At 72.5% G+C, this 24,591-nt stretch carries 24 protein-coding genes; 9 read left to right on the forward strand and 15 right to left on the reverse strand.

Going from position 1 to position 24,591, the window contains the following annotated elements; genetic code table 11:
* Window positions 1–12: 12 nt before the first annotated feature.
* Both Dvina_RS13795 and Dvina_RS13800 read right to left on the reverse strand, forming a co-directional pair.
* The gene (locus tag Dvina_RS13795; protein WP_223102875.1) at window positions 13–291 is read right to left on the reverse strand and encodes an acyl carrier protein; all 279 of its coding nucleotides are present in this window, start codon (window positions 289–291) and stop codon (window positions 13–15) included.
* Window positions 288–1,703 (reverse strand): class I adenylate-forming enzyme family protein, encoded by a 1,416-nt coding sequence (locus Dvina_RS13800; RefSeq protein ID WP_380030212.1) that lies wholly within the window; start codon window positions 1,701–1,703, stop codon window positions 288–290. Before Dvina_RS13800 ends, Dvina_RS13795 begins: the two co-directional genes overlap by 4 nt.
* Before the next feature lie 728 nt (window positions 1,704–2,431).
* Between Dvina_RS13800 and Dvina_RS13805 the strand changes: the two genes are divergently transcribed.
* Genes Dvina_RS13805 through Dvina_RS13825 form a run of 5 tightly spaced genes read left to right on the forward strand, consistent with a single transcriptional unit; the run spans window position 2,432 to window position 6,553 of the window.
* Window positions 2,432–3,373, forward strand: a complete 942-nt coding sequence (locus Dvina_RS13805) for a methyltransferase domain-containing protein (protein ID WP_223102876.1) — start codon at window positions 2,432–2,434, stop codon at window positions 3,371–3,373.
* Window positions 3,374–3,375: 2 nt separating this feature from the next.
* A complete protein-coding gene (locus Dvina_RS13810) occupies window positions 3,376–3,654 on the forward strand; it encodes a hypothetical protein (protein ID WP_223102877.1) in 279 nt (92 codons plus the stop codon).
* A complete protein-coding gene (locus tag Dvina_RS13815) occupies window positions 3,651–4,817 on the forward strand; it encodes a glycosyltransferase (protein WP_223102878.1) in 1,167 nt (388 codons plus the stop codon). Before Dvina_RS13810 ends, Dvina_RS13815 begins: the two co-directional genes overlap by 4 nt.
* A 9-nt stretch (window positions 4,818–4,826) precedes the next feature.
* Window positions 4,827–5,579 carry an ABC transporter permease gene (locus Dvina_RS13820; protein ID WP_223102879.1) on the forward strand — a complete coding sequence of 251 codons (753 nt, stop codon included), beginning with the start codon at window positions 4,827–4,829 and terminating at the stop codon, window positions 5,577–5,579.
* 17 nt (window positions 5,580–5,596) lie between these two features.
* Window positions 5,597–6,553, forward strand: coding sequence for an ATP-binding cassette domain-containing protein (locus Dvina_RS13825; RefSeq protein ID WP_223102880.1), 957 nt, complete (start codon window positions 5,597–5,599; stop codon window positions 6,551–6,553).
* A 48-nt stretch (window positions 6,554–6,601) separates the two neighbouring features.
* On the opposite strand, the gene Dvina_RS13830 is transcribed toward Dvina_RS13825, so the two are convergent.
* Both Dvina_RS13830 and Dvina_RS13835 read right to left on the reverse strand, forming a co-directional pair.
* Complete coding sequence (locus Dvina_RS13830; protein ID WP_223102881.1) at window positions 6,602–7,870, reverse strand: condensation domain-containing protein; 1,269 nt, start codon at window positions 7,868–7,870, stop codon at window positions 6,602–6,604.
* Between the two features lie 69 nt (window positions 7,871–7,939).
* Complete coding sequence (locus tag Dvina_RS13835; protein WP_223102882.1) at window positions 7,940–8,131, reverse strand: hypothetical protein; 192 nt, start codon at window positions 8,129–8,131, stop codon at window positions 7,940–7,942.
* A gap of 166 nt (window positions 8,132–8,297) precedes the next feature.
* Between Dvina_RS13835 and Dvina_RS13840 the strand changes: the two genes are divergently transcribed.
* Complete coding sequence (locus Dvina_RS13840) at window positions 8,298–9,440, forward strand: serine hydrolase domain-containing protein (RefSeq protein WP_223102883.1); 1,143 nt, start codon at window positions 8,298–8,300, stop codon at window positions 9,438–9,440.
* A gap of 216 nt (window positions 9,441–9,656) precedes the next feature.
* Here the strand turns inward: Dvina_RS13840 and Dvina_RS13845 are convergent, their stop codons facing one another.
* From Dvina_RS13845 to Dvina_RS13880, 8 genes are all read right to left on the reverse strand, one after another.
* Window positions 9,657–10,976 carry an FAD-binding oxidoreductase gene (locus tag Dvina_RS13845; RefSeq protein WP_223102884.1) on the reverse strand — a complete coding sequence of 440 codons (1,320 nt, stop codon included), beginning with the start codon at window positions 10,974–10,976 and terminating at the stop codon, window positions 9,657–9,659.
* Window positions 10,977–11,347: 371 nt separating this feature from the next.
* Window positions 11,348–11,932: an HD domain-containing protein gene (locus Dvina_RS13850; protein ID WP_223102885.1), complete on the reverse strand. Its 585-nt coding sequence runs from the start codon at window positions 11,930–11,932 to the stop codon at window positions 11,348–11,350.
* 220 nt (window positions 11,933–12,152) lie between these two features.
* Window positions 12,153–12,827, reverse strand: a complete 675-nt coding sequence (locus Dvina_RS13855; protein WP_223102886.1) for a hypothetical protein — start codon at window positions 12,825–12,827, stop codon at window positions 12,153–12,155.
* 222 nt (window positions 12,828–13,049) lie between these two features.
* On the reverse strand, window positions 13,050–13,391 hold the full coding sequence (locus Dvina_RS13860; RefSeq protein WP_223102887.1) for a hypothetical protein: 342 nt from the start codon (window positions 13,389–13,391) through the stop codon (window positions 13,050–13,052).
* A 70-nt stretch (window positions 13,392–13,461) separates the two neighbouring features.
* Window positions 13,462–15,477 (reverse strand): SIR2 family protein, encoded by a 2,016-nt coding sequence (locus Dvina_RS13865; RefSeq protein WP_223102888.1) that lies wholly within the window; start codon window positions 15,475–15,477, stop codon window positions 13,462–13,464.
* 15 nt (window positions 15,478–15,492) lie between these two features.
* Window positions 15,493–16,719: a YqgE/AlgH family protein gene (locus Dvina_RS13870; protein ID WP_223102889.1), complete on the reverse strand. Its 1,227-nt coding sequence runs from the start codon at window positions 16,717–16,719 to the stop codon at window positions 15,493–15,495.
* A gap of 54 nt (window positions 16,720–16,773) precedes the next feature.
* A complete protein-coding gene (locus Dvina_RS13875; protein WP_223102890.1) occupies window positions 16,774–17,130 on the reverse strand; it encodes an effector-associated constant component EACC1 in 357 nt (118 codons plus the stop codon).
* Between the two features lie 44 nt (window positions 17,131–17,174).
* Window positions 17,175–18,620, reverse strand: coding sequence for a CYTH and CHAD domain-containing protein (locus Dvina_RS13880; RefSeq protein WP_223102891.1), 1,446 nt, complete (start codon window positions 18,618–18,620; stop codon window positions 17,175–17,177).
* Window positions 18,621–18,680: 60 nt separating this feature from the next.
* Here Dvina_RS13880 and Dvina_RS13885 point away from each other — a divergent pair, with 60 nt between their 5' ends.
* From Dvina_RS13885 to Dvina_RS13895, 3 genes are read left to right on the forward strand one after another with little or no spacing between them, the layout of a single operon-like run.
* Window positions 18,681–18,863 (forward strand): hypothetical protein, encoded by a 183-nt coding sequence (locus Dvina_RS13885; protein ID WP_223102892.1) that lies wholly within the window; start codon window positions 18,681–18,683, stop codon window positions 18,861–18,863.
* Window positions 18,864–18,873: 10 nt separating this feature from the next.
* On the forward strand, window positions 18,874–20,946 hold the full coding sequence (locus Dvina_RS13890; protein ID WP_246656202.1) for an alkaline phosphatase family protein: 2,073 nt from the start codon (window positions 18,874–18,876) through the stop codon (window positions 20,944–20,946).
* 8 nt (window positions 20,947–20,954) lie between these two features.
* On the forward strand, window positions 20,955–21,734 hold the full coding sequence (locus tag Dvina_RS13895; RefSeq protein ID WP_223102893.1) for a class I SAM-dependent methyltransferase: 780 nt from the start codon (window positions 20,955–20,957) through the stop codon (window positions 21,732–21,734).
* 4 nt (window positions 21,735–21,738) lie between these two features.
* Here the strand turns inward: Dvina_RS13895 and Dvina_RS13900 are convergent, their stop codons facing one another.
* From Dvina_RS13900 to Dvina_RS13910, 3 genes are all read right to left on the reverse strand, one after another.
* On the reverse strand, window positions 21,739–22,338 hold the full coding sequence (locus tag Dvina_RS13900; protein WP_246656203.1) for a DedA family protein: 600 nt from the start codon (window positions 22,336–22,338) through the stop codon (window positions 21,739–21,741).
* On the reverse strand, window positions 22,335–23,078 hold the full coding sequence (locus tag Dvina_RS13905) for an MBL fold metallo-hydrolase (RefSeq protein ID WP_223102894.1): 744 nt from the start codon (window positions 23,076–23,078) through the stop codon (window positions 22,335–22,337). The genes Dvina_RS13900 and Dvina_RS13905 overlap by 4 nt, the downstream gene beginning before the upstream one ends.
* Window positions 23,079–23,147: 69 nt before the next feature.
* Window positions 23,148–24,563, reverse strand: a complete 1,416-nt coding sequence (locus Dvina_RS13910; RefSeq protein ID WP_223102895.1) for an MFS transporter — start codon at window positions 24,561–24,563, stop codon at window positions 23,148–23,150.
* Window positions 24,564–24,591 lie beyond the last annotated feature (28 nt).

Genomic DNA, 24,591 nt, shown 5'->3' on the forward strand with positions numbered 1-24,591 from the left:
GCGTGCGTCACGTCAGCTGCCCGCGGTCGCCGCGGCGGCCCGGCGCTCGGAGACGGCGCCGATGAACTCGCCGACCGTCATGCCCGCGAGCTTCTCGGCCTCGTCGTCGTCGAAGCGCACCCCGAAACGGTCCTCGACCCGGACCGCGAGCTCCGCGAGGGACAGCGACTCGAGGTCGGCGCCGGCCGGGCCGAGCGCGGTGTCATCGTCGATGTCGTCGGTGCTGTAGTTCATCTCGGTCAGCGAGTCCATTAAGAACTGCTTGATCTCGCCGTACGTCTCGTCGCTCATACTTCGGGGTTTCCTTCCTTCACTGACGCCGCAACCAGCAGGGCGCGGTCGCGGACGAGCTTGCCGGTGGCCGTGCGGGGCAGCTGCTCGACGACCTTCAGCACGCGGGGGCGCTTGAACGCGGCCAGCCGGGTGGCCAGCTCGGCCTGCACCTGCTCGGCCGTGGTGTCGTCGCGCAGCATCACGTACGCCTCGATGGCGCGGTCGTACGTGACGACGGCCGAGGTGACGCCGGGCAGGGCGGCGAGGGTGTGCTCGACCTCGGTGAGGTCCACCTTCAGCCCGCCGACGGAGACCTGGGAGTCGTTGCGGCCCTGGATGCGCAGCCGGCCGGTGCCGGGCTCAACGGTCCCGGCGTCGCGGGTGTGCAGCCAGCCGTCCGCCCAGCGGGTCGGGTCCGACAGACCCAGGTACGGCGACTCGGCCAGCGACACCAGCAGCTCGCCGCCCTCTTCGCGGACCCGCAGGCCGGGCGCGGGGGTGAGGGCCGGGCGGTGCTCGCCGAAGAGGTCGGTGGCGATGACGCCGACCTCGGTCATCCCGTACATGTTGCCGAGGCGGACGCCGAAGCGGTCGGTGAAGGTCTCGTGCACGGCCGCGCGGACCAGCTCACCGCCGGTGGTCATGCCGGTCAGCTGCGGCAGCGGGGGCGGCTTGGGCCCGGACGACAGCAGCTCGATGTGGAACGGCACGCCCAGCAGGGTGGTGGGCTCGGGTCCGGCGGCGACGGCGGCCAGGATGCCGTCCGCGGTCATCCGGGCCGGAACGATCACCTGGGCGCCCGCGTGCAGGCCGTAGAGGAGGCCGCCGACCAGCCCGAGGACGTGCACCATCGAGGCGAGGCAGACGATGCGCTCGCCCGGCTGCGGTACCCCGGCCCCGATCGCGGCGTAGCGCTCGAGCTCCTCGACCAGGTTGGCCGCGGTGCGCGCGATGACCTTCGACGGTCCGGTGGAGCCGGAGCTGAGCTGGACCAGGGCGTGCGCCGAGTCGGCCCGGCGCCCGGGGTAGGTGGCGACGCGCTCCTCGACGTCCTGGAATCCGCGCAGCGGGCCGCCGGTGGCGTGCTTGGCCGACACGACCGCCTGCGGGGCCAGCCGCTGCAGGGCGGCGTCGATCTCGAACGGGGTGAGCCGGTGGTCGAGCAGCGCGGCCCGGGCGCCGAGGCGCCAGCAGGCCAGGAGGTTCACGACGAACGCGAGCGACGGGGCCAGGCAGATCGCCACGGAGTCGCCGGGGCCGCCGCGCCCGATGCCGGCCGCGGCCAGGACGGCCTGGCGCTGCTCGACGAGGCGGCGCAGCTGCGCACGGGTGACCGGGGCGGCGAAGACCAGGGCCGGGGCGTCGCGCCCGGGTCCGCCGGCCAGCAGCACGTCATCGACCCAGCTCGGGTCGAGGGCCGGTGCGGTCACCGTGACACCCCACTTTCCTGAACGCTGCTCCGGCACGGTGTATCGGCGGCCGGAGGCACCACCATTCGCCGTAGGGCGACGCGGTGCGCCGGGGCCGCGCGGGCACACCCTGCGCAGGGTCGTATGGCTGAGCGGGCCGGCCGTCATCGGCCGCCTGATCAGCGTGGACACCCCCGTGATGAACACACTGCGAAGAGTCGAGGGCACGCTGGCGCCATGGGTCCGTCAACGTTGCCGGAACGCAAGTACCCGGGTATGCGAAAGAATTTCGGGCACCTCGACAGGGATAGACCTTACGCAATTGAAGACGTTTTACAAGAGTGCGTAGCCTGACCATGTGACGGGATGTCCGTTCTGTCACGCGACCTCCACAGAAAACTCGTTTGGATCGTTACGATCGGCATTTCGGCAACGGCACTGGTCAGGACGGGTGGCGGCCACATGCATTCCCCGCACAATCGGACATTCGCTCCCATGCCCGCCCGGTTCGGGTCGAGCCGAGTTGTTTCACCAACAATTGTGGACGACAACGCGCGTTCATGCCGGTGCGGATATACGGCTTGAGCAGGTATCCGTGCGGTGCGGGTACTCGCCGATTGTGGAACTTACAGTGGCACTCCACGTGTCATTGACAAGCGCCATCGTCACCTTCATACAATGGCCAAGCTCGCGCCGACTTCGGTTTTCGGGCTCTCTTTCCCGGTACAGTAATTCGGAGAATCGCGACTGTGAAAGCCGATACCGGTTCCGCATATCCATCCGCGCCCGCCGGCCCGGGGCTCAACGCCGCGGTCGAGCGCTATTACGACACCACGCTCGACCTGTACGAGGACCTGTGGGGCGAGCACGTCCACCACGGGTTCTGGGACGCGGGGGAGCGCCCCGGCAGCGATGACGAGCGTCACGCCGCCACCGACCGCCTGGTGCGCGAGCTCGTGGCGTACGCCCGCATCCCGGCCGGCTCCCGCGTGCTCGACGTCGGCTGCGGCATCGGCGGCCCGGCGCTGTACCTGGCCGGCCCGCACGGCTGCACGGTCGAGGGCGTGACCCTCAGTGCCGCCCAGGCCGCCCGGGCCAACGAGAAGGCGGCCGCCGCCGGGCTGGGCGAACGGGCGCACTTCCACCAGCGCGACGCGCTCGCCAACGGCTTCCCCGACGCGTCGTTCGACGCGCTGTGGGCCGTGGAGAGCCTCATGCACATCGCCGACCGCACGGCGTTCTTCGCCGAGGCCATGCGGCTGCTGCGCCCGGGCGGGGTCCTCGCGATCGCCACCTGGTCGGTCCGCGACGGCGAGCTGAGCCCGCAGGAGCACCGCGTCGTCGACCAGATCCTGCGCCACCAGGTGATGCCGAGCTTCTCGTCGCTGGAGGAGCACGAGCGCCTCGCCGCGGCGGCCGGCTTCACCGAGGTGTCGTCTGTGGACTGGAGCGCGAACGTGGCCAACTCCTGGGAGCCGACGTTCGCCCAGGTGAAGGAGCTGGACAACGGCCGCGCCATGATGCGCGACCTGGCCCGCGACCGCGGCGTCGACGTGCTCGGCTTCTTCTACGCCGGGCCGCTGATGCTCAAGGGCTTCAGCACCGGGGCCATGACCTACGGCGCTGTGCGCGCGGTCAAGCCGCCGGCCGACGCCGCAACCGACTCACCCGTCGAGCCGGCCGGGAGCTGACGATGTCGACGCCGACGCAGCAGGCCGTCGCCGAGCTGCTGCGCGAGGTCACCGGGGAGGACGCGGCCTGGCTGGCCGGGCTCGGACCCGCGACGCGGCTCGACGGCGACCTGTTCCTCGACAGCCTGGAGGTGGCCGCGCTCGGCGAGCGGCTGGCCGCCGTCTACGGGTCCACCGTGGACCTGGCCGGCTATGTGGCCGGGCTGTCGTTCGAGTCGCTGCTGGCGCTGACCCTCACCGACGTCGCGTCCTATGTGGACAGCACTCGCGGTACCGGATGAGCCGCTTCCTGTTCTTGTCACTGCCGCTCACCGGGCACGTCAACCCGATGGCGGCGGTGGCGGCCGCGCTGATCCGGCGCGGCCATGCGGTGCAGTGGGCCGGCTCGGAGTCGTTCCTGCGCCCGCTGCTGGGTGCCGGGGCGGACATCCACCCGATCCCGCTGCGGGCGCACCGCGGCCAGGCCGAGCGCGGCCTCGACGCGACCCGCACCCGCTGGGCCGGCTACATCGTTCCGCACGCGAAGGTGACCCGGAAGGGCGTCGAGGCGGCGGTGGAGACGTTCCGGCCGGACGTGCTCGTGGTGGACCAGCACGCGGTCGCGGGCGCCATCGTCGCCAACGCGCGCGGGCTGCGCTGGGTCTCCGCCGCACCGACCACCATGGAGCTGACCCGGCCGTTCCGTCGCGGCCTGCCCGGGGTCGAGTCGTGGATCCACGGCCGGATGGCGGAGGCGTGGACCGCCGCCGGGCAGCCCGGCTCGCCGCCGCACGACCTGCGCTTCTCGCCGTACGGCACGATCGCGTTCACCGCGGGTGCCCTGGCCGGCGACCCGGCCCACTTCCCGGCGCCGTCGGAGTCCACAGTGGACCTCGTCGGGCCGTCACTGGCCGCCCGCGAGTCCGGACCCGAGTTTCCGATGGACTGGCTCGACCCGGGGCGCCGGCACGTGCTCGTCACCATGGGCACGCTGTCGATGGACATCGCCAAGGACTTCTACCGCCGGGTCGACGAGGCGCTGCAGCCGCTCGGCGACCGGCTCCAGGCGATCGTCGTGGCGCCGGACCGCACGCTCGACTCGGTCGCCGACCACGTGCTCGTGCGCCACCGGGTGCCGGTTCTCGACCTGCTGCCGCACCTGGACGCGGTGGTCTCCCACGGTGGGCTCAACACCGTCTCGGAGGCGCTCGTCCACGGCGTCCCGCTGGTCATCGCGCCGATCAAGGGCGATCAGGCACTCAACGCCGCGGCGGTGCAGTCCGCCGGCGCGGGAGTGCGGGTCTCCTTCGACCACGTCCGCCCCGACGACCTGCGGGCCCGGCTGCTGCACCTGCTCGACGACCCGGCCTGGGCGGCGGCGGCCCGCGCCGAGGGCGACCGGCTGCTGGCCGCCGGTGGCGCCGAGGCGGCGGCCACGATTCTCGCGACACACCACCACGATTGAGGCGATCCCGTGAAAGTACTGCGCGACACCTGGCTCATCTTCCAGCGTCACATCCTGCTCATGGTCCGCTCTCCCCTGTGGGTCTTCCTCGGCATCGCCCAGCCGGTGGTGTTCCTGGTCCTGTTCGCCCCGCTGCTGAAGCCGGCGCTCGGCTCGGCCACGATGCTCGACGCCTACCGCGTGTACGTGCCCGGCATGCTGGTGGCGCTGGCCATCGGCGGCGGCCTGTACGTCGGCTTCGGCCTGCTCGGGGACCTCGCCAACGGCTCCATCGAGCGGGCCCGGGTCACCACCGTCAGCCGGGTCGCGCTGCTGCTCGGCCGGGCGCTGCGCGACGTGGTCACGGTGCTGGTGCAATCGATCCTCATCACGCTGCTGTCGCTGCCGTTCGGGCTGATCCTGAACATCGGCAACATCCTGCTCGGCTACGCCATCCTGGCCCTGATCAGCCTGGCCGCCGCGGCCATCTCCTACGGCATCGCCATCAAGGTGAGCAACCCGAACGTGCTCGGACAGGTCATCAACAACCTGGCGATGCCGCTGATGCTGCTCTCCGGCACGCTGCTGCCCCTCGCGCTGGCGCCGCTGTGGCTGCGCACGATCGCCAACTACAACCCGTTCTACTGGGCCGTCACCGGCATGCGGGAGCTGTACACCGGCAGCCCCGGCAACCACGTCCTGGGCTCGCTCGTGTTCTGCGGCGCGATCGTCGTCGCCGCGGTGGCATGGTCGGCCAGCCTCTTCGCGCGCTCGGTCAAGTAGGACTGGAGGACACTGCAATGATCAAGACCAAGGGGCTCAAGAAGTCCTACAAGACCCGGGCCAAGCGGCAGACCACCGAGGTCGAGGCGGTCAAGGGCATCGACCTGGACGTGGCCGAGGGCGAGATCTTCGGGTTCCTCGGCCCGAACGGCGCCGGCAAGACCACGACCCTGCGGATGCTGGCCACGCTCATCCCGATGGACGACGGCGAGGCCACCATCGCCGGGGCGAACCTGCGCACCGAGGCGGGCAACGTCCGCCGGGCCATCGGGTTCGTCGCGCAGGGCGGCAGCACCTCCGACGACGTCAGCGCGCGGGAGGAGCTGATCCTGCAGGCCCGGATGTACGGGATGGGCCGCTCCGAGGCCGCCGCGCGGGCCGCCGAGGTCATCGAGTCGTTCGAGCTGACCGAGTTCGCCGACCGCAAGTGCAAGACCTACTCCGGTGGGCAGCGCCGCCGCCTCGACATCGCGCTCGGGATCATCCACCGCCCGCAGGTCCTGTTCCTCGACGAGCCGACCACCGGCCTGGACCCGCAGAGCCGGGCACACATGTGGGACGAGGTCCGCCGGCTGCGCGCCGAGGGCATGACGGTGTTCATCACCACGCACTACCTGGACGAGGCCGACGCCCTGTGCGACCGCATCTCCATCATCGACCACGGCGAGATCGTCGCCGAGGGCACGCCGGACGCGCTCAAGCGCGAGATCTCCGGCGACGTGGTGACCGTCGGCGTCGCGGACGACCTGGCCGAGAAGGCCGCCGAGGTGCTCAAGGGCCAGGAGTTCGCGCGGGAGGTCGACCTGCGCGACGACGGCGAGCTGCGCCTGACCGTCGAGTCCGGCGACACCGCGATCCCGCAGATCATGCGGACGCTCGACGGGGCGGGGGTGGCGCTGACGACGATCGAGCTGCACCGCCCGACGCTCGACGACGTGTTCCTCACCAAGACGGGCCGCTCGCTGCGCGACTGAGGTTTCGGTGCGCGGGCCGTCCCGGACGGGGCGGCCCGAGCGTCCGCTCTACACCGACGGGACGTTCGCCGTGCGGGCGAACGTGTTCAGCTCATGGGTCACGCGATCGACGAAGGCCGCGACGCGGGGGGCGTCCCAGCCCGGGCGGTTCACCCGGACATCGAGGTCCAGCGAGGTGAGACCACGGACGATGATGTAGAAGTTCGGGCCGCTGGCCCGGGCCGGCTCGTAGTACTCCACAGCGGTCGGCATCGGCACGTCGTCGGACGGGAAGCCGGGCGGGGCCAGCATCGGGTTGTAGTGGTAGCCCGCGTCGGCGTCGGGCTGCTCGGCGTGGGCGGCCGCGATGGCGTCGGGCGAGCAGGCCGCGTGCTTGAGCGCGCTGAAGTGCTTCCAGTGCACCTTCTCCACGACCTCGGCCAGCGGCGCGCCGGGCCGGGACAGCTCCGCCTCCATGATCAGCGGCGCCCACTGCACGAGGCTCGTCACCATGTCGGCCTGCAGGTCGCCGTAGCGGTTGTTGGACAGCGAGAACATCAGGTGCCGCGGCTCCCCGGTGAGCTCACAGATCGCCCGGTGGTAGACGGCGAGCAGGATGCTGGACAGGCTCGCCCCGGTCGTGGCCGTCGCGGCGTGGGCCATCGGCATCGGGATCCCGGTGCGCACCCGCGCGCCGATGCGCTGCGGCGCGGCCCCGGAGGCCGGTGCGGCCGCGCGGGGTGCGGCCGCGAGGGTCCGCCGCCAGTGCCGCTCGGCGCTGCGCAGCCGTCCGTCGCCCGCACCCTGCTGCTCCAGCGCCAGTTCCCGCGGGCCCGGCGCGGGTGGCAGCCGCTCGCCGGCGAGCAGCCGCATGAAGTCCTCGCGCACGATCATGGCCGCGACCCCGTCGGCGGTCAGGTGGTGCGCGATCACGATGAGCCGGACGGGCCGGTCGCCGTCGGTCAGCAGCAGCGCCCGGAACGGCAGGTGGGTCGTCACGTCGATGACCGCGCGCTGCTCGCGCAGCTCGGCCTCGGCCTGCTCGGCGATCGGGGCCACGCCCTGGCACACCTGCTCGTGCACCGTGGCCTCGAGCTCGTCGTCGTCCTCGATCAGCCATTGCCGCGGCAGCGCGGCCCCGTTGTCGACGTACCGGGTGCGCAGCGAACCGTGCCGCCGGGCCAGCCCGACGAGCGCCGCCCGGACCGCCGGCTCCGTGGTGCCCTCGGGAAGATCCCAGAGCCACTGAATGTTGGCCTCCCACCGCCGTTCCGGCGGGATCTCCATGAGTTCACGCCAGACGGACAGCTGCCCGACCGTCACGGGGTACGTCTCCACGCGCTGCCTCCATGCGTTGCGGAAAAAGCGGCGCGGGCGGCCCGGGATTGCCGGACCGCCCGCCAAGGATCAGTTCGAGATGACGCGAGAAATAATCTTGCGGCTGATGATGCTCGGCATGGTGGTCACCTCCAGTTCGCGACATTCTTTGCTGGATGTAAACAGCATTGTCGCAGCTCGTGGGCGTGTCAACCGCGCCGAAATCGCTGCGGTTCGGCGACAAAAGGACATATACAAATAGGTCGGCATCATTTGCTTCACCGTGACTTCACCTTGCCTTTTGCTGGCTTTGACTTTGCGTCTACGTCGTCATTAGGGTCCAAACGGGCAAATTTTCGGTACCCTCGTAAAGACCCTTTTCGATCAGGAGCTCCTTAGGGGATCGTCCCCGATGCATCTCGGTCGATCTTGCTGGGAGGCTCGGGGCATGACAGCCATGCCTCGCCGCGCACTGCTCGCCGCGGCCGCTCTCGGCGGAGCCGCCCTCGCCGCCGGTCGGCCCGGGTTCGCATTCGCCGCCGACCCGCCCTGGTACGCCCCGATGGAGCAGGCGATCAGCGGCCTGCCCGACGGCTCCGCCACCGCCGCCCAGGTCCGCCTCGCCCGCCCGGGCCAGTCGTGGGAGGGCCGCTGCGGATACGCCGACATCACCACCCAGGCGCCGGTGCCGGCCGGCGCCCGGTTCCGCATCGGCAGCGTCACCAAGGCGTTCACCGCCACGGTCGTCCTGCAGCTCGCCGCCGAGGGCCGGCTGCACCTCGACGCGCCGCTGAGCCGGTACCTGCCGGGGTTCCTGACCGCCCCCTACGCCGCCGTGACCGTCCGGCACCTGCTCGACCACCGCACCGGGCTGCCGGCCCCGGGCCAGCCCGACGACATCGAGTGGCAGATCGCGCACCGCTTCGACAGGTACTCGCCGGAGCAGCTGGTGCGGATGGCCCTGGCGGGCGAGCGTGAGTTCGCGCCCGGCTCCGCGCAGCACTACACGAACATGGGGTACATCGTCGCCGGGGTCCTGATCCGCCGCATCACCGGGCACTCCTATGCCGACGAGATCGACCGCCGGATCCTGCGCCCGCTCGGGCTGCGCGCCACGTCAGTGCCGGGCAACGACCCGGCGATCCACGGGCCGCACGCCCACGGATACCAGGCCGTCGGCACCGAACTCGTCGACGTGACGCTGTGGAACCAGTCGGTCACCCCGGCCGCCGGCGACATGATCTCGTCGCTCGGTGACCTGGACGTGTTCATGCAGGCCCTGTACCGCGGGCGGCTGCTGCCACCGGCGCAGCAGCGGGAGCTGTTCACGCTGCCACCGGCCGACGTCCTCGACTTCCAGACGGGCGCCCGGGCCACGTACAGCGCGGGCCTCACCCGGCTGGTGATCCTGCCGGACGGGCGCGAGATCTGGGGCAAGTCCGGGGCCCGGTACGGCTACAGCGCGGCCATCGCGGGGACGGCCGACGCTGCGTCGCGGGTCCTGTACTCGGTGAACTCCACCGACGCCAAGGCCGAGGGGCAGGCGGCGGTCATCTCCCGCATCACGCTGACGGCGCTGAGCCTGCTGTAGCCGGATTTTCGGGGACTCGTCCTCGCGAGACGGATAATTCGGCCCGGCGGCCGGTCCGAACCGCGCCTGGTTTGTGACCGTGCGCGCCCGGCTGCCGGGCCGATTCGCTCTTGAGGATCGTCCTGTGGCGGCGAGCCTGTCAATCTTGGCTTTTTCAGTTAACTGTCGGGCTGGACGTCCACTGTGGACGGCACCGCCGGTGGCGCCGGGCCTCGGTCAGGGCAGCCGGATCGACTGGGGGTGATGGAAGACGTCCTGCGGGTCGTACTGGGCCTTGACCTGCTGCAGCCGCGGGTAGTTGTCGCCGTAGTAGGCCGCGGGCCAGTCGGCGAGGTCGCGGTCGGCGTAGTTCTGGTACACCTCGCCGGTCAGGTACGGCCGCAGCGCCTCGTGGAACCCGCCGATCCAGGCGACGTTCGCGTCGGTCTCCTCGTCGCCGCCCCACTGCGCGATGATGGACACGTAGTGGAGCGAGTCGCGATGCACGAACGCGGTGGCGTCCGTGGGCACCCGTGCAACGGCCCCGCCCGCGAGCAGGTCGAAGCGCACCATCGAGAACCCGGACGGCGCCCGCCGGAACCCCTCGGCCAGCACCGCGAAAGCGCCCTCGTCGAACCCGTCAGCGCTGAAGTACCCGCCGAGCCACTTCGACTGCAGCCCGTAGACGATCTCCTCACCGAGCACCGTCATCACGTCGAGGTACCGCGTCTCACCGATCGTGCTGAACAGCGGGTCCGCGATGGCCAGGACGGGCGCGAAGTGCTCCGCGGCCTCGTCGACCGGCCCGATGTACGCGCCGTACATGGCGATGACGGGCTCGCCCTCCGGATAGGGTTCGGTGGTGAGCACCAGGCAGAGGGCCAGCCGCTCGTCCACCCGGTCGGCGTAGAGGTCCCGGTAGGCGGCGAAGACCTCCGCGGCCCGGTCGAGCGGCCAGGCGACGATCCCGCCGATGACGGTTTCCGGCATGGGGTTGAGCCGGTAGGTGAGCTGGGTGACCACCCCGAACCCGGCACCGCCGGCCCCGCGCAGCGCCCAAAACAGGTCCGGATGCTCATCGGCACTGACCTCGAGCGTCCGCCCGGCGGCGTCGACGACCTGGAGCCGCACAATGTGGTCACACCCGAGCCCGAACGTGCGCCCCAGCGGCCCGTACCCTCCGCCGAGGCTGTACCCGGCATTACTCACAGTGGGGCACTCGCCACCGGGCCCGGCCAGCCCGTGCGGAAGCGTCTCCCGGTCGATGTCCCGCCACCCGACGCCGGGCCCGACGGTGGCCGTCCGCGCCTCCGGATCGACTGAGATGTCCCGCATCCCGCCGACGTCGACGACCACCCCATCTTCCACAAGGGACAGTCCACTGGCGCTGTGCCCGCCACCGCGAACGGCGATTGGCAGCTTCCGCTCCCGCGCAAACCGAATCGCCGCCGCGACGTCCTGGGTGTCGGCGCAGCGGGCGATGAGCGCGGGCCGGGTCCGTACGCGCGTGTTGAACAGGCCCCGAACCGCCTCATAGTCCGGCTCATAGGGCGTCACGAGCGATCCACGAAACCCATTCAACGGCGAGAGGTCGAGGCGCACCGGCCGATCTTGTCACCGCCACCCATCGACGGCAACCACCCACCTGGTGGCGGCCCGGGCCGCGATGCGGGGCAACCGAGTGAACGGTGAGCTTTGGGATTTTTAAGCCCGATCGTCTATTTTGCGCAGTTTTGTCGGCCCGTTGGACCATGGCCCCATGAGATCAACTGCCATCACCGCCGTGCTTTCCGTGCCGCCATCACGAACATCGCCGGCACGGACGCCCGCCTGCGAGCTGCGCGCGGGGTTCGCCCGGGCCGATCGTGCCGCGTGATCACGGTGGCGAATCGTGCGGCGTGATCACCGTGGTGGGTCGTGCTGCGTGATCACCGTGGTGGGTCGGCGGAGATCACCGCTTCGAACTCGCCCACGAGCCGCCGCAATCGCCCCACAACCGGCCGTTTCCCCAGTTTCTGCTCCAGCACCTTGAGCACTTCCCGGTAGTTCCACAGCAGCTCGTCGGCGCTCCGCGCGCTCCGCGCGAACAGCTCTGGCCCGAATCGGTGCAGATCGTCCACAAGGGACTGGAGGCTGCACACCTTGTCGGCCGCGATGACGAGCAGGGACTCGGGGGTAGCCTCGCTGCTCATCCGCCCCAGGTGGGCGCGTTTGCGCTCCCACCAGGTCAACGCCGGCCGCTCCCCGGCGTCGGCGTCGGTGCAGTCGTGCACGATCTTGTACACGTCGTCGCCGAAGGCGGCCCGCAGGGCTCCGCGGCCGGTGGGCTGGTCTTCGAGTACGTCGTGCAGGAGGGCGCCGATGGCGGCCGTCTCGCCGCCGCCTTCTTCGAGCACGATCGCGCAGGTGGCGAGGAGGTGGGACACGTAGGGCGTGCCGGTGTTGTGGCGGACCTGGGCGCCGTGTTGGCGGGCGGCGTACGCGAGTGCTTCCTCGAACCGCGGTGACAGCAACTCCTGCGGCCCTTTCCGGTGCCGGATCGCCCGGGCAGCGGCCGGTGCCGGGGCGGCGGGCCGGTGTCTGGGTGCTGAAAGTATTTGGTCGGGGTGCCGGGGAAACCGGGCCGCTGGTGCCGCCTCGCCCCCCTGTTTTCCAAGCTCAGTTTAGCCCACGCCGCCTAATTGATCTCATTTCCGGTGGTCGATCCACTGCGCTTCGTGACTGGCGGGGCTTCTACGCGAGCATGGTGCGTACGTCTTCGAGCTGGCGGACTACCTCGGTGTGCGTCAGGCGCCGGCCGAGCTGGAGGCCGCCGCTCGGAGCGGGTTCGGTGGGGCGGTAGTAGACGTTGGAGGTGCGTTTTTCTCTCGGGCCGCGCAGCACCAGGGTGGCGCAGGAGTGGGTCCGATCGGTCACCGCCTGGTGGATGACCGTCGCCGTGATCTCGTAGCGGCCCTGCAGCGGGGCTCGCTCCACCGTGCGGAACGGCTCAAGTGCCACGACGCCCGTCTGGCGGACGAAGGCTATCCGGCCGCCGGCGTAGGGCTGGTAGGTGAAGCGGCGCCAGGGGGAGCCGGTGGCCTGGGGCGAGTCGGTGGCCTGGGAGAAGGTGGCGGCCTGGGACTCGGTCAGCTCGATGAAGTGCTGGTGGCCGCCCAGGAGGATGGAGCTGAAGGAGAAGCGGTGGTCGTGCGGGCGGGAGACGTGCTCGCCGGCCGAGGGGTCGGCCGGCCAGTAGTGCAGCGTCAGGCGGCTGCCGTCGGGGTGCTCGGCGGCCACGATCTTCGTGAAGCCGTTGACGTGGCGGTAGGGCCGGCCGGCCGGCGGGTGGTTTGCGCGGAAGCCGGCGGTCAGGCGCTCCAGTAAGCGTGTGATGTCCAGGCGGTCCAGGACATGTGCGTCGCCCACGGCGGATCCCTCTGATGGTCGCGGTGGAGGTGGTACCTGAGTGTCGGCTTCGGTGGCCGGACATCAAGTAAACAACGTTGACCCGCGGCTATTTGAGGGCGGGGCGGTTACCGGTTGATGAAACGCTCCGGTCTCGCGCCACATCGGCGGCCGTCGGCGGACCACGGCGTGGCCACCCGGCAGCGGTCGCAGGCGCGTCCGCCGCCGGGCCGCCGGAGCGCCTCAGCGCCTGGTGAAGCGCTCGGCCGAGTCCAGGACGCGCTTGAAGGTGTCGCCCGTCGCTTCGCGGAGCAGGCGGGCCGGGCTGCGGCCGGCTACCCCGGCGGCGCCGACCTCGCGGAGCCAGCCGGCGGCGGCGCCGAGGCGGTTGGCGCGGGCGAAGGTGTCGGCCACCTCGACGGCGCCCTGGATGCGGACGGCGAACTGGGACCAGCGGACACGGTCGGTGCGCCAGCGGTGGAACTCGCCCACGCTGGCGGCGCCCGCGATGTACGCGGTCAGCTCTTCACCCAATAACGCGACGCAGCGGTCGATGCCGCTCGTCGACAGGACCCCCACGGTCATGCCACAAACGCTACCTGTCCGCCGCCAACTCGGCGAGCCGCAAATCCGGGCCGGACGAACCACCCGAAACCTACTGCTTTCCGCCGAGATAGAACGCCGAGACGTCCGCGGCCAGGAGGTCCAGGACCGGCAGGCCGCTGTCCAGCGCGGCGGCGAAGGCGGACCAGGAGTCCAGGTGGAAGCCGCCGACCTCCGGGAAGGAGGAGCCGGTGAGGTACCGGGGAAGGAGGAAGGCATTCTGCACCAGCCAGTGCACGTAGCCGCCCTCCGATCCCCAGCCCGGCAGGCCGCGGGTCGAGGTCAGGTAGGCGCGCAGCTCCTCGGGGCTCGTCCAGCGGACCATCCGGGACTCGTTCGTGAGGTGCTTGATGTACGGGTTGAACAGCAGCGTCCCGCCGAGGCCGAAGTGCTCCCGGAACTGCTCCCACAGCAGCCGCTCGTCGCTGCCCGCGTAGGCCATGACCTCGGCCGCGGGCTCGTTGCCCAGGAGCGAGTGCAGGTAGGACCAGGTGGTCAGCGGGGTGAGGAGGCGGTTGGCGTCCTTGCTCAGCAGCGTCTGGACGATGGCGTGGGCGTTGCGCTCCAGGTCGTGCAGGGCCAGGTGCGGCACCACCTTGATCGCGGCCAGGACGCTGTAGAGGGAGGGGTTGCGCTCGCCGTAGAAGATGCGGGCCACCGACCACGGGTCGGTGGGGCGTTCGAGGGAGGCGCTCGCCGTGGCCACGTAGTCCTGCAGGGAGGCGACCTGCGGGGCGGCGGACGGGTCGACCCGGCGCATCCAGCCGGTCAGGTCGGCCGCGAACTCCGCACCGAGCGCTTCCCGGTCGGTGACGCCGAAGTCGTCGAGGCAGACGACCACGCGCACGCCGCGGGCGCTCAGCGCGGCGGCGGTCAGGGCCTGGACGGCGTTGATGAGCGACGCCCGGGCGCGCAGGCGGACCGGCCAGAAGAGCAGTCGCGGGCGCTGGGGTTCGCCGGCCCAGTCCACGCCCCATCCGTAGCGCCGTTCGAGCTGGCGGAGCAGTGGCAGTACACCCTCGGGGGCGGTGTTGCCGGGCTGGGAGAACAGCTCCCGCTCCCAGTCCAGGTGGCGGACCCGGCGGCGGGGGTCGACGCGCGGGCCGGCGGCGGGGATCTCCAGGCGGTCGGCGAGGCCGGTGAACAGGTCGTCGCCGTGGATGTCGGTGAAGAACTCGACGAGGCCGGCCAGGCGGTCGGGGAGGCGGATCGGGGCCGCGTCGTGCACTGCCCACAGGACGCGGACCGGGCGGTTCACGGCCACGGCGCGCAGGGCGCCGGCGACGACGTCGTCCCAGCCGCTGTAGCCGACCACGAGCACGACATCGCCCGTGATCAGCTCGGCCAGGGCCCGCGAGGTCGGCTCGTAGGCGTCGGCGTCGGGGGCCGGGTCGTGCAGCAGGGGCGAGCGGACCTCCTCGCTGACCGGCCGCCAGAACCCGTGGAGGTGGAAGACCTGCACCGCGCCCTCACCCTCGGGGCGGCGGTCCGGGCGGCCGTCGGGGGCGACGGGGACGCTCACCGCCTGCCGGCCGGTCTGGCGGACGGCGACCTCGAAGAGCGGGTCGAAGTTGGTGGTGAGGATGCTGTTGCCGAAGTCCTCGGGCCGCCCGGCGAGCAGGCGGCCGACCGCGCGGACGCCGGCCGGCAGCTCCCACCAGTCGAGGCTGTTCTCGACGCGCTCGCCGAGGCGCAGGTCGACGCGCTGCCAGATGCCGTGCGTCGCGAGGGGCGACAGGCTCAGGTCGGGTGCGCGGTAGCCGGCGAGGACGGCCTGCTGGGCGACGACGTCGAACTCGCCGGGGGAGCGGCGGGCGGTGAAGACGCGGCGGTACGCGAGGTAGACCTCGATGGGCAGGGCGTGCGGGTCGAGCGCCTCGCGGGCCTGGCGCAGTGACTGGGTGAGCTCGCCGTCGTCGCCGAGGCCGGCGGCGTAGCGGTCGGCCAGCTCGACGAGCTCGCCCAGCCCCGGTACCGCGGGCATCGTCATCCCGGCGCCGAGGATGAGCGTGACGGTGCCGCCGTGGCGGATCGCGGACACCACCTCGTCGATCAAACGGAGCTCCACGTCACTCTCCCGCCCTCACTCGCCGGCCGCTCGGGCATGCAGGGTCGTCCACAGGTCGCGCGGGCGGCTGGACAGCCCCTCGCGCACGTCGGCGTCGCTGAGCAGGAGCAGACCTCCGTCGATGTCGGCTTCGAGCTGGTCGGGTCCCCAGCCGATGTACCCGGAGAACAGCCGCAGGCCGGCGATCACGGGTGCGAGGGGCTGGGGGTCGGCGGACAGGGCGATCACGCCGAGCCGGTCACGGATCGGGCTCCAGCGCAGCGGCGCTTCGACGTCGGGGCGCAGCCGGGCCAGGGCGATGAAGCCCTCGTAGCGGCTCAGCGGGCCGGCGTCGAAGAGCACCGCCGGCGTCGTCAGCAGCCGCCGCCAGCCCTGGGGGATGTCGGCCGGCAGCGGGTCGGCGGTGGGCCGGTTGATCCGTACGCCGACGGCGCCCTTGGACCGGTCGTGGCGCAGGATCAGCACCGCGGCCTGGCGCAGGTCGCGGTCCTCGACGGCGGCGGTGGCCACGACGATCCGCCCGACCAGGTCGCGGTGGTGGCGGGCCGCGTTGTGGACCAGGGGCAGCTCGTCGCCGGCCGAGCGCAGTTCGGGCAGCTCGAAGCCGCGTTCGCGCAGGCGCAGCGTGACCTCGCGCCAGACGGTCCGCACGTCGAGCGGGGTCGGGCGGTCGGGGAGGCCGCCGCGCAGGACCCGCAGCAGCTCGCCGGTGAACGCGGTGTAGGGCTCGCCGGGCGGGGCCTGGGCGGTGCGGTTGCGCGGCGCGGAGACGAGCAGGCACGTGTCGTCAGTGCCGGCCTGGTCGGCGACGGCCTGGGTGCCCGACTCCCCGGCGGCCAGGTGCCCGGTGGCCCGCCCGGCGTAGCAGCAGTCGAGGATGACCAGGCGGCGGCGGGCGCGGCTGCCGGCGACCGCGCGGCGGATGTGCTCGAAGGGCAGCCCGGCCTCGTAGGGTACCGCCGGATCGGTGTCCCGCAGCCCGAGGACGAGGCTGCCGTCAATGGGGTCGACGAGCCCGTGCCCGGCGAAGTAGACGACGAGCATCCCCTCGGGTGCGGTCTCCTCCGCGGCCCGGCGCAGTTCGCGGGAGACCTCGCGGGCGTCGTCGGGGTCGTGCAGCACCGTGCAGTGCTCGGGCGCGAGGCCCCACAGCTCGGGGTCCTGCAGCACCCCGGCGAGCCCGTTGAGGTTTCTGGTGATCGCCGGGACCTCGGGCAGCGTCGCGTATCGCGCCCCGCCCACGAGCACTGCCCGCGACGCCCGCGGGTCGGCCAGCTCCGCCACTACGCGCCCGGCTCAGCCGTCGAGTGCCCGGGCCGCGGCGGCGACGGCCGCCGGGTCGGCGGACTCGATGCGCACCGACGTGCCGTCGGGGTCGATGCGGGTCAGGACGATGGCCGGGGCGGCCGGGCGGGTGCTGCGCCACTGGGCGACGGCCAGGAGCAGCTGCGCGACCGACAGCCCGGTGCCGAGCACGAGGCTGATGATCTCGACCGCCCCCGACAGCTGCCCCTCCTCGGCGCCGGTCGACAGGCCGATCTCGGACTGCACGATGCCGGGCTCGCCGACCAGCCACTGCTGGAGGTTGAGCAGCTCATCGATATCGGAGGCGGGACCGTCGCCCATGGGCTCGAGGTGGATCTGCAGTTGCACGACTTCGAACAGTATCGAACTGCCGCACCCCTGTCATCCGGCGATCACCCGTAAAGGGCCCGGGCCGCCTTGCGGGCCCGGCGCCGGACCCGCGGGAGGTCCTCGAGGGCGCGGCGGCCCTGCTCGTCGATGCGGGCGTGCAGCAGGCCGTAGGTGAACGCGTTCTCGCCGGCGCCGTACGCCGTGATGCCGTAGGCCTTCAGCAGCTCGCCGGTGACCATGGCGTCCTGGTGGGTGCCGAGGGCGTCCTGGAGGTCGGTGATGCGGTCGGCCAGGGCCGTGGCGGGCTTGCCGGCGACGGGGGCGACGAGCTCGGCCGCGTACCGGGCCCGCTTGTACGCCTTGCGGGACTCGTGCATCTCGGCGTCGGAGGTGGCCGCGTCGAGCCGCCCGTCGGCCCGGCGCTGCGCCTTGCGGGCCAGGCGCATCAGCCGCTTGCGGGGCGCGGGGCCGGTGCGGGCGACGAGCGCGTCGATGTCGTTGAGCAGTGCCGTGTACCGCGGGCTGTCCAGCCCGGCCGTGAGCGCCTTGCGGGCCTCGGCCGCCTGGGCCGCGAGCAGCGACGTGATCCGGGCCGCGACCGGGCCGAGGACCAGCTCGGCCGGCTCGGCGTGGACGAGGTGGTCGAGCCGCTCGCCCATCACGTCGGTGTCGCGGACCGCGCCGAGCAGCCCGGTGACCCACTTGACCTCCTCGTGCAGGGCGTCGAGGTCGCCGGTCAGCATCGGGGCGAACGAGCGCAGCGTCGAGCGCAGCCGGCGGGTGGCGACGCGCATCTTGTGCACCGCCTCGGCGTCGCCGTCGCGGACCTGGGGGTCCTGCTCGATGAGCGCGTCGCGCTGGGCGGCGAGGTAGGCGGCGAGGGCGGAGCCGGGCGCCTCCGGCGCGAGGGGGTAGTCGGGCCCGAGGGCCTGCTGCAGCTTCGAGGCGCTCTTCGACGGCCGGGCCCCGGCCTTGCGCAGGGCGGCGTCGAGGCGTTCGAGGGCCTTGGTGTCGCCGTCGACGAGCTCGACCTCCAGCTCGTGCCACTCGCGGGCGCCGCCGCCGGCCTGCAGCGACTCGGTGCTGACCGTGTCGTCGGCGAGCAGCGCGAGGGTGCGGCCGTCGGCGGCGCGCAGGGCCCGTTCGACGCGGTGGGTGCGGATGCGGGCGACGGGGGCGAGGGCCTCCCCGCGGGTCAGGGCCCGGACCTGGTCGGCGATGGCGCGCGGGGGGACGCGCTGGGTCTTGTTGGCGGGCACCTGCAGCTCGCTGCGCTCGCCGCCGGCCGGGCGCTTCAGGTGCCAGCCGGCGTCGTTGCCGCCGGTACGCCGGCGCAGCGTGACCCGGCCCCGGGCCAGGTGCAGCTCGGCGGTGTCGTAGTAGACGGCGTCGAGGCGCTGGTCGTCGGGCTCGCCGACGGCGGCGACGCCGCCGACCCCGGTGAGGTCCGGCATGGCGAAGCCGTCCGGCAGCTCGTATTTGCGCTCGATTTCCAGCTTCCCGGCCATGTGAACCATTCTCGCAGCGAACCGGCTGCCGCGCCCACACGAACGTGGGATAAACGAGGTGTGCACCCCGACCTGCTCGCGCTGCTCGACGCGCACCTCGCCGAGATGACGGCGCTGCGCCACGTCCTCTGCGCCCCGCGCCCGGTGCAGCCCGGCGAACGGTGGGCCGCGGCCGCGGAGACCGTTCGCTCGGCCGAGCGGTACCGGCTGGCCGTCGAGGCGGTGTTGAGCCCCACGCCGTAATCTTGGCGGCGTGGGGGTCGTCGCTGCGCGGATACGCTTCGCGATCCGGCTGCTGCGCGACTGGCGGCTCACCGTGGCGTGGGGCAAGTCGCTGCTGCGCTCGGGCGTGACGAGCTTCGCCGTCCTCGCCGTGACGTTCTGGGCGCTGCCCGGCGTGACGGCCAGCGGCGGCCCGTGGGCCCTGGTCGAGCTCACCGTCCTGCTCGCCGTGATCGGCACTGCCATGCGGCTGGTGCTGCTCGGCGTCGCGGTGCTCGTCGGCGGGGTCGGCGTGCTCGCCGTCGGCGTGATCATCCAGGCCGTCGTGATGTTCACCGCGCTGCGCCTGGGCAACGGCGTCAGCGTCGGCTCGTTCACCGACGCCTGGATCGCCAGCTGGCTCGCGGCCGCGCTCACCGCGCTCGTCAACTGGCTGGCCGACGCCGGCTCGGAGGACGTGTTCCTGGGCCAGGCGCTGCGGCAGATGGCCCGCCGCCACCGCGGCCGGCCGGCCACCGAGCCGGGTGTGCTCATCGTGCAGCTCGACGGGCTCTCCGCGCCGCTGCTGTCGTGGGCGGTCAAGGCCGGCAACCTGCCGAACCTCGGCAAGTGGGTGCGCACCGGCACCCACGCGATGCAGGCGTGGCACACCGGCCTGCCGGCCACCACCCCGGCCAGCCAGGCCGGCATCCTGCACGGCGACTTCGGGCAGATCCCGGCGTTCCGCTGGTATGAGAAGGACGGCGCCCGGCTCGTCGTCACCAACCGGCCCCGCGACGCCGCCGACGTCGAGGCCCGCATCTCCACCGGCCGCGGCCTGCTCGCCGACGGCGGCGTCAGCATCAGCAACGTCTTCTCCGGTGACGCCCCGACGAGCCTGCTCACGTTCAGCAACGCCGCGCTGCCGGGCCGCTCGGCCCGCGGCTACCTGGCCTTCGTGGCCAGCCCTTACGGCTTCGCCCGGGCGCTGGTGCTGTCGGTGGGCGAGATGCTCAAGGAGATCCAGCAGGCCCGGCGGCAGCGGTTTCGCAACGTGTACCCGCGCGTGCCCCGCACCGCCGCGTACGTCGCCCTGCGCGCGGTGACGAACGTGCTGCTGCGGGACCTGAACGTGTCGCTGATCGCGGAGCAGATGAGCCGGGGCGCGCCGGTGATCTACTGCGACTTCGTCGACTACGACGAGGTCGCCCACCACGCCGGGCCGCTGCGCCCGGAGGCCCTGCAGACCCTCGAGGGCCTAGACCGGGTCCTGGGCACGCTGCACCGGCTGGCCCGGGTGGCCGGGCGGGACTACCGGATCGTCGTGCTCTCCGACCACGGGCAGAGCCAGGGTGCCACGTTCAGCCAGCGCTACGGCGTGACCCTCGAACAGCTCATCGCCGACATCTGCGGCAACGGCGTCGCCTCGGCGGCCCCCGGGCCCAACGACGAGGAGTGGGGCCGGGCCGGCACGCTGCTGGCCGGGGTGTCGCACCAGACCCGCTCGTGCGGGCCGGTGACCCATGGTGACGGCGGTCCGGGCCCGCACGGTGAGGTGGTCACCATCGCCTCCGGCAACCTCGCGATGCTGTACCTCACGAGCGTCCCCGGCCGGGCGCAGCTCGCCGACGTCGAGGCGCTGCGCCCCGGGCTCGTCGACGGGCTGGCCAAGCACGCCGGCATCGGCCTGGTCGTCGTCGCCACCCCCGACGGGCCGGTCGCCATCGGGCCGAACGGCCGGCACCTGCTGCGCGACGGCACCGTCGAGGGCGACGACCCGCTGCTGCCCTACGGCCCGCACGCCGCCGCCGATCTGCGCGCGCACCAGGAGATGGCGCACGTCGGCGACCTGATCGTGGTGAGCCGGGTCGACGCCGGCACCGAGGAGGTCGCCGCGTTCGAGGAGCTGGTCGGCTCCCACGGCGGCATCGGCGGCTGGCAGACCGAGGCGATCCTGGTGTATCCGGCCGAGTGGCCGCTGCTCGCCGCGCCGCCGCCGGGGGCGGTTGCGGTACACCGGCAGCTTGTGTCGTGGCTCGAAGATCTCGGCCTGCGGGAACCCGGGCCGGTCCCGGAGACGGGGGATGACGATCTTCCCTTGTCCGCCAAAGTTCGAGGTGTTTAGATGCACGCATGTCTGAGGCCGCGTTACGCCCCTGGAATTGGGAAGACCCGCAGGAGCTGGCCGTCACGGTCGACTCGTTCACCGAGGACCTGGCCCGCGTGGAGAAGCTGGAGCCGCTGCTGCGCTTCGAGGTGCTCGACCGCAGCCACTTCGACGAGCTGGGCCTGACCGGCATCGAGTTCGCGGCGTTCAAGACAGGCCACCCGCGGGCGCTCGGCACCGACCTGGTGTCGCTGACCGCCGAGGACGGGACGAAGAGCGAGAGCCGGCAGGTGTACCGCGTGGACGGCGCCGCCTGCTTCGCCGAGATGGACATCACCGGCGTGCTGCCGGTCGCCGACGACACCGTGGACTGGGTCTACGCCGAGCACCTCATCGAGCACGTGACGCTGCGGGCCGGGATCGCCTGGCTGCGCGAGGTCAAGCGGATCCTGCGCCCCGGCGGCCTCCTGCGGGTCACGACGCCGGACCTGCGGGTGTACTGCGAGAGTTACGTCAACGGCGACGGCTTCTTCGGCAAGCACCGGCGCCGCATGAACCGGGCCCTGACCGGCGTGGCTCCGGCGATGCCGGCGCGCGGGGCGTTCATGTTCAACCAGCTGTTCTACGTGTACGGGCACCGGTGGCTCTACGACCGCGAGGAGCTCACGTACGCGCTGACCGAGGCCGGGTTCGACGCGGACGGCATCACGGTGCGGGCGTACCGCGAGGGCGCCGTCCCCGACGTGGCCGACCTCGACCAGGTGCTGCGCAACGACGAGACCATCTACGTCGAGGCTGTCGCCTGAGCCGTCAGGGCGTGACCTCGGCGCCGGCGTCCCTGGCCTTCTGCCGCCGCTTCTGCACCCAGCTCGCGACCTGGCCGGCGGCGAGCACGACGACGATCGCGCAGACGACGCCCTGCCACGGCTGCGGGAAGACGTTGCGGCTCAGCAGGCCGATCGCCGAGTAGGTGGCCGACCACAGCAGGGCCGCGGCGATGTTGGAGACGATGAAGGTACGCCACGAAAGCCCGACGATCGCGGCCGCCAGCAGCACCGGAATCCGCCCGCCGGGCACGAGCCGCGACACGAGCAGCGCCGGCACCGGCCGCCGCTGCAGCCGCTCGCGCACCGTCTCGGCCAGCTTCCAGTCGGTGCGCAGCAGCCGCAGCCGCCGGGTCAGCGCCTCCCCGCCGGCCCGGCAGATCGCGAACGTGACGGCGTCGCCGAGGTACGCGCCGAGCCCGCCCACCGCGATCACCGCCGGCACCGCCAGCGGACTGTAGTGCGCGGCGAGCACCGCGGTGGCGCTCACCGCCGCCCCGGTCGGCAGCACGGGCAGGATCGACCCCACGGCCACGACCCCGAACATGACTGCGGTGGCGGCGACGAGCCCACCGAACGTGATCAAAGCGTCGTGCTCTCGCCGGGCGCGAGCACGCGCACGTCGGTCTGCGGCGCCGTGCTCCGGCTGCACGCGGCGAACTCGTCGCCGGGCCGCTCGAACCGATCCGGCCGGACCCGTCCGCACCCGACGGGCCAGAGCGTCCCCCAGTGGATCGGCACCGCCACCCCGGGCTCGACCAGCCGCATGGCCTCGGCCGCCCGCGCCGGGTCGAGGTGCCCGGGCCCGAGCGTCCAGCCCCAGCCCCAGACCGGCACCAGTGCCAGGTCCACCGGCCCGAGCTCCTTCATCTCGTCGAACAGCCCGGTGTCCCCGCCGAACCAGGCCGCCCGGTCGCCGGTGACGACATAGCCGAGCGCCGCCGCCCGGACCCGCGACTTCGGCGTGCGCCCCCCGTCGTGCGCGGCCGGCACCGCCCGGATCGTGACATCCCGCACCCGGGTCTCCTGACCGGCCTTGAGCTCGACGAAGTCGCGCTCACCGAGCCGTCTGCGCAGGAACGTCGCCGCACCGTGCGGCACGATCAGCCGCGTCTCCGCCGGCAGCGACCGCAGGGACGGCAGGTCGCAGTGGTCGCCGTGCAGGTGCGACACGACGACGGCGTCCGGCGCCCGGTCGAGCCGGGGCCGGGGCCCGCGCCGCCGGTGCAGATGCGCGAGCCGGTTGCGCAGCACCGGATCGGTCAGGATCGTGACTCCGCGTTCGCGGATGGCCACGGTCGCGTGCCCCCACCAGGTGACGTCCATCCAGCCATTATGATCGCCGGCCCGCGTCCGGCACGCCGGACGCGGGCAGCGCGGCGATCGGCGGGTGCTTTACACGGTCTCCTGCACGGTCTCGCCGGCGGGAGCGGCCGCCGGCCTCGGGGCCTCCCAGGCCGGGCGGCCGGCGCGGACGACGAGCAGCACCAGCACCGCCGTGCCGAGGGCGACGAAGCCTGCGACCGCGGCCACGTGGTTCACGGCGTCGGTCGGGGCGTGGTGGCCCGCCAGGCGGTGGGCGAAGATCGAGCCGAACACGGCCACGCCGAGCGCGAACCCGAGCTGGCGGAACGTGTTCATCGCCCCGCCGGCCATGCCGCTGCGCTCGTGGGGGACCGCGGCGAGGGTGGCCGAGGCCATCGTCGGCAGGACCGCGGCCACGCCGAGGCCGGCCACGATCAGGCCCGGGATGAGCGCCCGGCCGCTCGAGTCCGGGGTGAGGCGGGCCTGCAGGAGCGCGCCGGCGCCGATGAGCAGCAGGCCCAGGCCGATGGTCAGGCGCGGCGAGACGCGCTGCAGGAAGCGGCCGGCGAACGCGCCGCCCACGAACGACGCCGCGCTCATCGGGAGGGCGCCGAGCAGGCCGGCGTCGACCGGGCCCTTGCCGAGGAACTGCTGCAGCCACACCGTCGTGAAGGGCAGGTACGCGAACGCGGCCGCCTGGGCCAGCAGCGCGGCGATCATGAGGACGCTGAACGACGGCTTGCGGAACAGGTGCAGGTCGAGCATCGGGTGGTCGCTGCGGCGCTCGACGGCGATGAAGGCGATGAGGGCGAGCGCGGAGACCGCGAACGCGGCGAGGGTGCTCGGCGCGGTCCAGCCGGCGTCGCCGCCGCGGATCAGGGCGAACGTGACGGCGGAGGCGCTGAGCGTGAACGTGACGGTGCCGGGCAGGTCGAGGCGGGCGTCGCTGCGGCCGCGGGACTCGGTGACGCCGCGGACGGTGAACCAGATCGCCAGGAGGCTGACCGGCAGGTTGACCAGGAAGATCCAGCGCCAGCCGAGGTGCTCGGTGAGCAGGCCGCCGGCGATCGGGCCGGCCGCGGCGGCGGCGCCGTTGACCGCGCCCCAGATGCCGAAGGCCACGCCGCGGTCCTTGCCGGAGTAGGCGACGTTGAGGATCGCGACGGTCGTGGCGAGCATTGCCGCGCCGCCGAGGCCCTGCAGGAACCGGGCCGCGATGAGCAGGCCCGCGTTGGGGGCGAGCGCGCACAGCAGCGAGGCCAGCGCGAACACGACGGTGCCGCCGAGATACACCCGGCGGCGGCCGTGGCCGTCAGCGAGGGCGCCGGAGGCGAGCAGGACCGCGGCGAGGGCGAGGGCGTACCCGTCGAGGACCCACTGCAGCCCGCCGAGCGACGTGGACAGGTCGCGGGAGATGGCGGGCAGGGCGACGGTCACGATCGTGACGTCGACGAGCAACATGAACGTGCCGATGGAGACGGCGGTGAGGGCAGACCATTTGCGCATGCCGCCAATGTGCGGCCTGTGCTCGATT

Source organism: Dactylosporangium vinaceum, from assembly GCF_019904175.1.
Lineage (GTDB): Bacteria > Actinomycetota > Actinomycetes > Mycobacteriales > Micromonosporaceae > Dactylosporangium > Dactylosporangium vinaceum.